The organism is Bacillus hominis (genome assembly GCF_018332515.1).
GTDB lineage: Bacteria > Bacillota > Bacilli > Bacillales > Bacillaceae_G > Bacillus_A > Bacillus_A hominis.
The window spans coordinates 1-11,759 of the sequence record NZ_BOQD01000169.1; the positions used below are offsets into that span (position 1 = coordinate 1).

Below are 11,759 nucleotides of genomic sequence, written 5' to 3' on the forward strand. Positions count from 1 at the left end.
GTCTTTATAGACTTATTTTTTATACCTGGATACAAAGAATATAGGATAAATGCTAGAAAAGAAAGTTGGCATATATTTTGCAATAAAAAGAGAAAACAATGTAAAGAAAAGGATGGGGTACGCAATGAACACAAAAAAATTTGCTAAAGTAAATGAACAAATTCCAGGACCAAAAGCGGCATCTTTATTAGAACGCCGTCAAAATATAGTACCAAAAGGAGTAAGTAATGGTATTCCAACATTTGTACAGTCTGCAAATGGTGCACTCGTAACAGATGTGGATGGAAATCAGTACATTGATTTCGCAGGAGCAATCGGGACAATTAATGTAGGACATTGTCATCCTACTGTTAAAGAAGCGCTTCATAAACAAGTAGATCAATATATTCATACTGGTTTTAATGTGATGATGTATGAGCCATACATTGAGTTGGCAGAAAAGCTGGCAGCGTTAGCACCAGGTAATTTCGATAAACAAGTGCTGTTTTTAAACAGTGGAGCAGAAGCGGTTGAAAATGCAGTGAAGATTGCTCGTAAATATACGAAAAGACCTGGTATCATTGCATTTTCAAAAGGTTTCCACGGGCGTACATTAATGACAATGACGATGACAAGTAAAGTAAAACCATATAAATTTGGATTTGGCCCATTTGCCCCAGAAGTATATAAAGCGCCATTCCCATATGAATACCGTCGCCCAGAAGGGTTAACAGAAGAGCAGTATGATGATTTTATCATTGAAGAGTTTAAGAACTTCTTCATATCAGAAGTAGCACCAGAAACAATTGCAGCCGTTGTAATGGAACCTGTTCAAGGAGAAGGCGGATTTATCGTGCCAAGTAAGAAATTTGTTCAAGAAGTACGCAGCATTTGTTCAGAGCACGGTATTTTATTTGTAGCGGATGAAATTCAAACAGGCTTTAGTCGTACAGGAAAATACTTTGCAATTGATCATTATGATGTCGTTCCAGATTTAATTACGGTATCTAAATCATTAGGTGCTGGTGTACCGATAAGTGGTGTCATTGGACGTAAAGAAATTATGAATGAGTCTGCACCAGGGGAACTGGGCGGAACGTATGCAGGAAGTCCATTAGGATGTGCGGCTGCATTAGCTGTGCTTGATGTAATAGAAACAGAGAAATTAAATGATAGAGCGATAGAAGTAGGAAAAGTCGTAATGAACCGATTCGAAGAGATGAAAAATAAATATAATTGCATCGGTGATGTGCGTGGCTTAGGTGCAATGTGTGCATTCGAGCTCGTTCAGGATCGTAAGACGAAAGTAGCAGATAAAGTATTAGCTGCTAATTTATGTGCAGAAGCAAATAAACGAGGATTACTTTTATTATCAGCAGGAACATATGGAAATGTTATCCGTGTGTTAATGCCATTAGTTATTACAGATGAGCAACTTGAGGAAGGTTTAACAATAATTGAAGAATCATTACAAGTTTGTTATGAACAAGCGAGTATCGCTCGTGTTTAAAAGCTAAAGAATAAATCGCAAACATTCTAGCTGACTCTATATAAAATGCGGAAAATTCACTTTATAATAAAGGTAGTGAAGTGAATCGATGGATTTGAAGTTAGGGGTGGCTAGGATGGTTGCAGAAAAGGAACGAGTGTTAATGGATTTACAAGATGTATTTGAATATGCGTTTGACGAAATTTTTGTTACAGATGAACAGGGGATCGTTGTACGTGTAAATAGTACATGTGAAAGGCACTATCAGCTAGCTGCTGAAGAGTTAGTGGGTAAGCATGTAAAAGAACTACAAAAGGATGGGATTTTTTATCCATCAGCAACATTAGAAGTAATTGAAAAAAAGAGACCGATTGAACTCGTTCAAACGACAAAATCAGGAGAGTATTTACACGTTCGTACAAGACCTGTTTTCGACGATGAGGGAAATTTAAGAAGAGTGATTAGTTATTCTCGTGATCTTACTGAACTCTATCAATTACGTCAAAAGGTAGAGGAAATGGATAATCAGTTAAAAACATATAAAAAAGAATTAAGAGAAACGTATGAGCATGAAGGCCTTATTTTTAAAAGCATTGCTATGCAAAAAATAGTCGAAACAATCAAAAAAGTATCTGTGGTAGATAGTACTGTTCTTGTTTTAGGTGAAACTGGAGTGGGAAAAAGCCGATTAGTGCGTCATTTACATGAAGTGAGTCATCGTAAAAATGAGAGTTTCTATGAAATTAATTGTGCGGCATTGCCAACAAATTTAATTGAATCGGAGTTGTTTGGATACTCAGGTGGGGCTTTTACAGGTGCAAATCGTGAAGGGAAAAAGGGATTATTGGAGTCAGCGCATAAAGGGACTCTTTTTTTAGATGAAATCGGTGAAATGCCGCTTGAAATTCAAGCGAAGCTCCTACAAGTATTGCAAGAAAAAACGTTTCGTCCGATAGGCGGAAGAGAATTAAAAAAGGTAGACGTTAGAATTGTGGCGGCAACAAATAGAGATTTAAATGAGATGGTGAAACAAGGAACCTTCAGGAAAGATTTATACTATCGTCTGAATGTCATTCCAATTTCAATTCCCCCACTTAGAGAGAGAACAGAAGACATTTTACCGCTCATTTATCATTATTTACAGCACTTTAATGAGAAATATGGGCGGAATGTAAAGTTAGCGCCTAGCACATTGCAAATGTTTGTTGGGTACCCTTGGGAAGGAAATAATAGAGAAATTGAAAATGTAATTGAACGGATTGTTATAACTGCTGACGATATCGTTACGATAGAGGATTTACCAATAGCAATGCAGGAATCAACAGTCGAACAGTCAGGTCAAAGTCTCTATAAAATGTTGGAAGAAGTGGAACGAAACATTATTTTAAAAGCGTATAAAACATGTGGATCAAGCTATAAAGTAGCGGAGTTTTTAAAAATAAGTCAATCTGCTGCCAATAGGAAGATTAAGAAGTTCATAGAGGAGGAAGAAAACATTGGATAAAAAAGCGACGTTTGTAAATGTAGAGAAAAAGGCGATGTATATAAATGGTGAGTGGATTACACTGCAAGAACAAATTGAAATTAACAATCCAGCAACACAAGAAATATTTGCAACTGTACCAAAGGGCGGGGTAACAGAGGCAAAGCAAGCTGTTGATGCTGCACATGAAGCTTTTAAATCATGGTCTAAGTTAACAGCAGCAGATCGTGCAGTGAAGTTAAAACGGTGGTTTACGCTTATTGACGAAAATAAAGAAGAAATTGCAGCAATCATGACGAGAGAACAAGGAAAGCCATTTGCAGAAGCACTTGGTGAAGTGAATTATGCTAATAGTTTTGTTGAATGGTATGCAGAAGAAGGTAAACGCGTATATGGTGAAATGATTCCTGCTTCTCATCCGAATAAACGTATTTTAGTTATGAAACAACCAGTTGGAGTTATGGCAGCTATTACACCTTGGAATTTCCCAGCTGCGATGATTACGAGAAAGGTAGCTCCAGCACTTGCAGCAGGCTGTACGGCAGTTGTGAAACCAGCGAGTCAAACGCCGTTAACAGCATTGAAACTAGTAGAATTAGCCCATGAAGCAGACATTCCAAAAGGTGTCATAAATATTGTAACAGGTAGTGCGAAAGCAATTGCTGATACGTGGATGGAAGATGGACGTGTTCGAAAAGTTTCCTTCACAGGATCAACTGAAATCGGGAAAGAATTAATGATTAATGCTGCACAAACGATGAAAAAAGTTTCATTGGAATTAGGCGGCCACGCTCCATTTATCGTAATGAATGATGCGGATTTAGATAAAGCGGTAGAAGCGGTGATTGGTTCGAAATTCCGTAACGCAGGACAAACGTGTATATGTACAAACCGAGTATTCGTCCAAGAAGAAGTATACGAAGTATTTGTAGAGAAGTTCCAAAAGGCAGTAGGACAGCTTAAAGTAGGAGACGGATTCGGTGACGGAACTACTGTAGGACCACTTATTGATGAGCATGCAGTTTTAAAAGTACAAGAACATATTGAAGATGCAGTTCAAAAAGGTGGAGAGCTCTTATATGGAGGCCAACAGATTACAGAGCTAGATGGACACTTCATGCAACCAACTGTAATTGGGTTGGCGAATGATACGATGCTTTGTATGAATGAAGAAACGTTTGGTCCAGTTGCACCTGTTGCGAAATTTAAGACGGTTGAAGAAGTAATCGAACGTGCAAATAATACACCGTACGGTTTAGCTGCTTATATTTTCACAAAAGATATTAGCCAAGCATTCCAAATTAGCGAAGCGTTAGAATACGGTATTATCGGTTTAAATGATGGACTTCCATCAGTTGCACAAGCACCATTTGGTGGCTTTAAAGAAAGTGGTATCGGCCGCGAAGGAGGCCATTTCGGCATCGAGGAATATCTAGAAATTAAATATATTTCATTAGGATTATAAGTAGTATACTAGAATCTCTATAAGGTAACAGAGAAGGGGATTCTAGTATGGTATATTGGCTATTGTTACTCGTAACAATTATTTTTGAAGTAGCTGGAACGATAGCGATGAAACTATCGAATGGTTTAACAAAGCTCGTTCCAAGTGTACTTATTTTCGTATTCTATGGAATTTGTTTCAGCGTGTTTGCTATCGTCGTAAAGAAGATTAACTTAAGTATTGCTTATGCGATTTGGTCGGGCGTAGGGACCCTTCTTATTACGATTATTAGTGTGTATTTTTTTAAAGAGCATATTAATTTATTCCAAGCATTTTGCATTTTATTTATTGTTTTAGGAGTAATTGGACTGAAAGTGTCATCGGCATCATGAAAGCTATCTTTTGTAGAAGATAGCTTTTTTCTTTGTCACAATTTATATCAGCGATTTTTGAAATATATTGATGTACCGGAAAAAACGACATAATAAAAGGAGGCTACCCATTGGGATAGCCTCCTTTTATATTAAAACGCCCAGTTACCTTTACGGAAGATTGGTTCATGTCTTCCATCAGCTGTAATACCGTCGATATCAAGTTCAGCTGATCCAATCATGAAGTCTTCATGTGTAATACTAGCGTTTGCACCATTTTCAGCAAGCTCTTCTTTAGACATTGTTTTACCACCATCTAAGTTAAATGCATAAGCATTTCCGATTGCAAGGTGACAAGATGCGTTTTCGTCAAATAGTGTATTGTAGAATAAAATATTTGTGTTTGAAATTGGTGAATCATGAGGTACTAATGCTACTTCTCCTAAGAAGTGAGAACCTTCATCTGTTTCCACTAAATGTTTTAAAGCCTCTTCACCAGCTTCAGCTTTATAGTCTACGATACGTCCGTTTTCAAATGTTAACGTAAAGTTATCGATAATGTTACCTGCAAATGCTAACGGTTTTGTGCTAGACACTTGGCCGTTTACACCTGTTTTAAGTGGCATTGTAAATACTTCTTCAGTTGGAATGTTAGCCATAAATGGTACGTTCTTTTCATTTAGGCTACCAGCACCAGCCCATACATGCTTCTCTGGAAGTTCAATTGTTAAGTCTGTTCCAGGACCTGTATAGTGAAGAGCTGTATAATGTTTTTCGTTTAAGTAATCTACTTTTGTATGTAGTGTTTCATCATGTTCTTTCCATGCTTCCACAGGATTTTCTAAATCAGCACGAGTAGCTTTGAAGATAGCATCCCATAGTTTAGCCTCTTGTTCCTCTGGCGCTACATCAGGGAATACTTTAGCAGCCCATTCTTTTGTTGGAACAGAAATTACACACCAGCTTACTTTATCTGCTTGTACATAATCGCGGTATACTTTCATCGCTTCACCGGCTACTTTATGAGCTGTTGCGATACGCGTAGGTTCTACACCTTTTAATAGATCAGGATTCTCTGCATAAATAGACATAAATGCAGCGCCTTCTTTTGCCAATTCTTCACGAGCATGTGCTTTCCAAGATGGGAACTCAGCGAATGCTTCTTCAGGAGCTAGATCGAACTTTAAGCGTGTTAACGTCTCATCATTCCAATCAACATATACGTGTTTTGCACCAGATTTATATGCTTTTTCTGTAACGAGGCGTACAAATTGTACAGCTTCAAGAGGTGCACTAATTGATAAAGTTTGTCCAGGTTGAATGTTAACACCAACATTGACTGCAAGGGCAGCATACTTCTCTAACGTTTGTTCAAATGACATATGTATAATCTCCTTTAGTTTGAAAGATTTCTTACTATATATAATACAAGAAAATTCTAAAAATATATATAAATATAAAGTAAAAAGAGAGCTCAAAATGTATTGAGCTCTCACATTTATTTAATGGAAGAAGCAAACTGTTCAACTGTAGTTGTATGGTGTATGCGAACACGCTTCATTTTTAATAATTCATCAGGTTCACCCTTTGTAATGAATTGTCCAGGCTTCGTTGTCGTTGCAAATTGATAGTATTTCTTCGTTTCTGCGACAACTTTATCATCTACATGACCGAATGGATAAGCAATTGCGATAACAGGCTTACCTGTTATTTTTTCTAGCTTTTCTTTTGATCCTTTTAACTCTTCTTCATAGTTTGTAATTTTCGGCAAGTCAGCGTGTGTTGCTGTGTGAGATTGTACAGAGAAAATGCCGGAACCAACCATTTCTTTTATTTCAGATGTAGAAAGAGCGCCTTCTACATCAACATTATCAACAATCATATATTCTGTTGCTGTTGGTTTAAAAGTATCGTCTTTTAGTTTTTGTAAAACATGAAATGCATTCATATTATTTTTCATACCGTCATCAAATGTAACGAAAATCGGCTTGTTTACTTTATTTATATCGCCCCAGCGTTCAAACGTTAACAATGTATAGCCATTTTCTTTTAAATACTTCATTTGTGCTTCAAAGTTAGCTGGAGATACGAATAAATCTTTAATACCTTGTCCGTGGTAATCATCAATTGCATGATACATAAGAACAGGAACCTTTTGCTCGAAAGTTATAGTAGACTTTGTAAGCGGAATAGTTTTCCCATCCTCGTTTATCCCTAATGCTTCAATTTGATATTCCCCGCGTTTTCCTTCAAATTCTTTTATATCAAAAGGAATAGTGAATTGTTTCTCCTTTTCTTTAGAAGAAAAAGATTTAGTATTTTCTTTTCCATCAGCAGTACGCCAAATTTTATATTGTACTTCGGTTAAAGAATCCTTTATGTCTGTAATATGAATATTTGCGTTTGTAGATTCGTGCGTAATTGGATTATAAGAAATTTTACCTTGTGTTTGTACAGTCTCTTCTTGCTTTTTTACTTCTTGTACATTTTTCTCTTTTGCAGGTTCTGGGCTAGCATTATTTGTGTTACAGCCTACTAGAATGGCAGACGTACATAAAGCAAGTGCTGCGTATTTTCTCATGAAATCACCTTCTATTGTGTATTATGTTGCATACTTACATTTAAAATCCCCACCGCTATAAGAGAGGTGGGGATATACCCTTGTTCATCATATCATTTTTAGATGTGGGATAGATTAGTGACTTTGGATAGATGTATTCTTTCGTTTCTTATTGGAATTGATAATAATGTAACCGACTACAAAGATAAGAGGAATAATGAAGACATAGATAGGCATTCCCCATACATAATAGCTTTTCATGCTTAAAACTAGTAAATGTAAGAAGTCAAAAAGGGCGTGGGCTTTCATAATATCCTCCAATATTTTTTACAAATTATAACATTATTCATTTGCAATTTGTATATTTTGGTAAATGATTTAAGCTAATTTTAAAGTAAGAGGAAGGTTTATTAATATGCAATTTTGCATATGTAGGGTAGTTTCTATTAAAATATCTGGATTTTGGACTATAATAAAAAACGCTATAAATGTAAGTAAGAATGATGTACGGAGTGGAGAACAGAAATGAAATATAAAAAACTAGTATATATCCTTTTCGTATCGCTATTCATAGTGGGTTGCCAAAGTGAAGTGAGTAAAGCGAATAGTGTGGAGGAGTATATTCCACCGCATCTTATGAATGCGCAAGTAACGGCGGATATTATGACACTGGAGATGGATCGTGATACTCGTAAAAAAGTAGAGGCGATTACTAAAAAAATGAGAGAGCATGTGGAAAATGATAGAGAATGGTATGTAAAATACATATCAGGGTACATAGATAAGCAAGTGAAGCCTTATCATCCGAATTTTGGTGTTACGGAAGAAGAATATAATTTTTTTAGGAACGCTGTTGAGAATAGTAGTTTAGCTAATACAAGTGATGGAAAACTTCAATTTAAGCAAAAAAGTAACCATGAGATAGAAATTGTTTCAAGTAAAAACTTAGAGCTATTTCGAAATATAGTAATTGATACTGAGAAAAATATAGTAAAAACTTCTTTTGGAGAATGTCAGTATGTTGGAGAAGAAAAAACATCTTTGGAACAAAAGATAACGGGGCCCTGGCATGGCAAGCAATGGATGCTAAAAGAACAAAATTTAATTTATTTATTTTCTTTGGGTAAGCTTGAAGGAGAGGATAAATCCATTATTGATATTTCAGTAAAAGGTATATACGAAGGAAAGCTTATTAGTAAAGAGGAAGTAATTGAATTCCGTTCTATCTCATAAAGAATCAAAAAAATCACCTTACTTAAACAAGTAAGGTGATTTTTTATTAAATAAACAATCCAGCGATTGTCGCAGATAAAATAGAAGCAAGTGTTGATGCGAATAGCATTTTCCAACCAAATTTTGATACGACGCTTCCTTGTTTTTCAGAAAGGGCACGGATTGTACCAACAATCGCACCAATTTGGCTAATACTTGCGAAGCTAATTAAGAATACAGTAACGATTCCAACTGTACGTGGATCTAATGTTGCAGCAGCGCCTTTTAAGTCAAGGATTGCTACAAACTCGTTTAAGACAATCTTCGTACCCATAATACCACCAGCTGGGATAATATCATGAACTGGGATACCCATTAAGAATGCGAATGGGGCAAGTATATAACCGAAGATTTGTTGTAAAGTAACAGCATATCCCATTGCACCTGAAGCAGCGCTAATTACGTAGTTTACAACTTCCATAACACCGATAAAGGCGATCATTAATGCGGCAACGATACCAGCTACTTTTAAACCATCAAGCGCACCGTTAATCATTGCACCGATAAAGCTGTCTCCGAATAGAGTTCTATCAAATTTTTGAATCACTTCATCTTCTTTTTTCGTATCAACTGGTGTTAATAACGAACAAACGATTAAGCTTGAGAATAAGTTTAGTGGAAGAGCTGCTAGTACATATTTCGCATCTAACATCATTACGTATGATGCTGTAACAGAAGCAGAAACTGAACTCATCGCAGAACAACAAATGATAAACATACGGTTTTTATTAAAATGCTGTAAATCGTTTTTAATAACGATTAACGCTTCACTTGAACCGAAGAATACAGAGTTTACTGCGTGGAATGATTCAACACGTGGTAAACCAGTAATTTTTGAAAGTGCACCGCCGATAACGCGAACGATGAATGGTAAAACACCTAAATAACTAAAGATAGAAAGTAGTGCTGAGAAAAATACGATAATTAATAATACATTTAAGAAAAAGACAAAATCTCTTTGAATTCCATTAAAGAGAAAATCGACACCTGTCGTACCAAGTTTAATTAGTTTGTTGAAAACTTTACCAATGAAAACAATGATTTGTTGACCAATCTTTGTGCCAAACATAAACCAACCGATTAAAATTTGAAAACCAATCATAATAGCAATTGCACGGAAGTTGATTTTACTTTTGTTGTTTGACAAAGCAAAACATAAACCTAAAACGACAAGAATGCCGATAATGCTCATTACATATTGCATGTAGTTGCCCCTTTCAGAAGTTCGTATAAAGTTTGTACATAAAACGCTCGTTATATTACTAAAAATAAAACGAAGAGGTTTTATGTCATACGTAAGATGTCTGACCTTTTAGAAAATAAAAAATAAAAAAAGACCCATATGGATTCACTTTCATCTATGAGAGAAAGCTAATCAATATGAGTCTTTTTATACATTGGCTAATATTCATTAGTTTTCCCCATAGTCCAGCAATTTAAGGTTGCCGGGTAGAAACTCTCGATCCATATTATCGACTATATATGAGGTAACATCGTCCGTATTAAATTAGTAGTAGCGTAACATTACTAGAGAACTATCGTCAATAGCTTTTTTTCTTCCAATAGAAATAGACCATATAAGTATGATAAAATGTAACGCAGTGTTATGAAAAAGAGAGGTCGGAAAATGAGTACAAAAATGACGCCACCAGTTGAAAAAAACGAGTTTATAGATGTAGTGTTTGAAGATTTAACACATGATGGTGCCGGTGTTGCGAAAGTGAAGGGATACCCTATTTTCGTTAAAAACGGATTACCAGGTGAGGAAGCGCAAATTAAAATTATTAAAGTGAAGAAAAACTTCGCGTTTGGTCGTTTAATGAAGCTTCATCAAGAAAGCCCATATCGTAAAGATGCAGAATGCCCAGTGTACAACGAGTGCGGCGGTTGTCAGCTTCAGCACTTAACATATGAAGGACAATTAAAAGCGAAAGAGAAACAAGTACGTGACGTTATGCAGCGCATCGGCGGATTAAGCGATGTTCCTGTTCATCCTGTACTTGGCATGAATAACCCGTGGGTATACCGCAATAAAGCACAAGTACCAATTGGAGAACGTGAAGGTGGACTTGTAGCCGGTTTCTATCGTCAAGGAACGCATGACATCATTAATATGGAATCATGTTTAATTCAAGCGGAAGAAAACGATACATTAATTCAAGAAGTAAAACGTATTTGTGAAAAACATGGTATCTCGGCGTACAACGAAGAGCGTAACAAAGGAACGCTTCGCCACGTAATGGCTCGTTACGGACAAGTAACAGGGGAAATTATGCTTGTCTTCATTACACGTGCAGCGGAATTGCCGAACAAAAAAGCAATCATTGAAGAAATTGCAGCGAAATTCCCAGAAGTAAAATCGATTGTTCAAAACGTAAATACGAAGCGTACGAATGTAATCTTCGGAGACAAAACGACAGTATTGTACGGATCAGAATATATTTATGACTTTATTGGTGACATTAAATTTGCGATTTCAGCACGTTCATTCTATCAAGTAAACCCAGAACAAACGAAAGTGCTATACGATAAAACGTTAGAATACGCAAAGTTAGATGGTAACGAAACAGTAATTGATGCATATTGCGGAATCGGATCAATTTCCTTATTCCTAGCGCAAAAAGCGAAAAAAGTGTACGGCGTTGAAATCGTCCCAGAAGCAATCGAAGACGCAAACCGTAACGCAGCACTAAACAACATGACAAACGCTGAATTTGGCGTAGGAGAAGCAGAAGTAGTCATTCCAAAATGGTACAAAGAAGGCGTAATCGCCGACACAATGGTCGTAGACCCACCGCGTAAAGGCTGTGATGAAGCACTGCTAAACACAATCATCGACATGAAGCCAAAGCGCGTCGTATACGTATCATGTAACCCAGCAACATTAGCACGTGATTTAAAAGTACTAGAAGAAGGCGGATATAAAACACAGGAAGTACAGCCTGTTGATATGTTCCCGCATACTACGCATGTGGAGTGTGTGGCTTGGCTTAAGTTGGTATAATAGGAAAGCAGTTGATATAGAAAAAATCTATACCACCTGCTTTTTGGTTTATCCCGCTATTTGCGGGCGGTAAGACCCCTACCTCAAAATTCAGCAAAAGCAAAGAAGTTAGCTGGGGGGCGGACTGCCCGTAAAAGCCCGATTGGTGAAGGCTAAT

9 protein-coding genes and 1 riboswitch are annotated in these 11,759 nt (G+C 36.6%); of the genes, 6 read left to right on the forward strand and 3 right to left on the reverse strand.

The genetic code is table 11. The features are described 5' to 3' along the window. Positions 1 to 124 precede the first annotated feature (124 nt). From gabT to KI356_RS17040, 4 genes are all read left to right on the forward strand, one after another. Positions 125 to 1,489, forward strand: coding sequence for a 4-aminobutyrate--2-oxoglutarate transaminase (gene gabT / locus KI356_RS17025; RefSeq protein ID WP_212935969.1), 1,365 nt, complete (start codon positions 125 to 127; stop codon positions 1,487 to 1,489). Positions 1,490 to 1,604: 115 nt separating this feature from the next. Continuing rightward, positions 1,605 to 2,972, forward strand: a complete 1,368-nt coding sequence (locus KI356_RS17030) for a sigma-54 interaction domain-containing protein (protein WP_212935970.1) — start codon at positions 1,605 to 1,607, stop codon at positions 2,970 to 2,972. Then, the gene (gene gabD / locus KI356_RS17035; protein ID WP_128282687.1) at positions 2,965 to 4,416 is read left to right on the forward strand and encodes an NADP-dependent succinate-semialdehyde dehydrogenase; all 1,452 of its coding nucleotides are present in this window, start codon (positions 2,965 to 2,967) and stop codon (positions 4,414 to 4,416) included. The genes KI356_RS17030 and gabD overlap by 8 nt, the downstream gene beginning before the upstream one ends. A 47-nt stretch (positions 4,417 to 4,463) precedes the next feature. After that, complete coding sequence (locus KI356_RS17040) at positions 4,464 to 4,787, forward strand: DMT family transporter (RefSeq protein ID WP_002029495.1); 324 nt, start codon at positions 4,464 to 4,466, stop codon at positions 4,785 to 4,787. Between the two features lie 131 nt (positions 4,788 to 4,918). On the opposite strand, the gene KI356_RS17045 is transcribed toward KI356_RS17040, so the two are convergent. After that, positions 4,919 to 6,148, reverse strand: coding sequence for an aminopeptidase (locus KI356_RS17045; RefSeq protein WP_000007358.1), 1,230 nt, complete (start codon positions 6,146 to 6,148; stop codon positions 4,919 to 4,921). Positions 6,149 to 6,264: 116 nt separating this feature from the next. Then, positions 6,265 to 7,347 carry a polysaccharide deacetylase family protein gene (locus KI356_RS17050; protein WP_212935971.1) on the reverse strand — a complete coding sequence of 361 codons (1,083 nt, stop codon included), beginning with the start codon at positions 7,345 to 7,347 and terminating at the stop codon, positions 6,265 to 6,267. Between the two features lie 504 nt (positions 7,348 to 7,851). Here KI356_RS17050 and KI356_RS17055 point away from each other — a divergent pair. After that, on the forward strand, positions 7,852 to 8,559 hold the full coding sequence (locus KI356_RS17055; RefSeq protein ID WP_212935972.1) for a hypothetical protein: 708 nt from the start codon (positions 7,852 to 7,854) through the stop codon (positions 8,557 to 8,559). A gap of 46 nt (positions 8,560 to 8,605) precedes the next feature. Here the strand turns inward: KI356_RS17055 and KI356_RS17060 are convergent, their stop codons facing one another. Then, complete coding sequence (locus KI356_RS17060) at positions 8,606 to 9,802, reverse strand: NupC/NupG family nucleoside CNT transporter (RefSeq protein ID WP_212935973.1); 1,197 nt, start codon at positions 9,800 to 9,802, stop codon at positions 8,606 to 8,608. Between the two features lie 200 nt (positions 9,803 to 10,002). Further along, positions 10,003 to 10,104, reverse strand: a riboswitch (purine riboswitch). A 121-nt stretch (positions 10,105 to 10,225) separates the two neighbouring features. Between KI356_RS17060 and rlmD the strand changes: the two genes are divergently transcribed. After that, positions 10,226 to 11,602: a 23S rRNA (uracil(1939)-C(5))-methyltransferase RlmD gene (rlmD, locus tag KI356_RS17065; protein WP_212935974.1), complete on the forward strand. Its 1,377-nt coding sequence runs from the start codon at positions 10,226 to 10,228 to the stop codon at positions 11,600 to 11,602. The last annotated feature ends 157 nt before the right edge of the window (positions 11,603 to 11,759 follow it).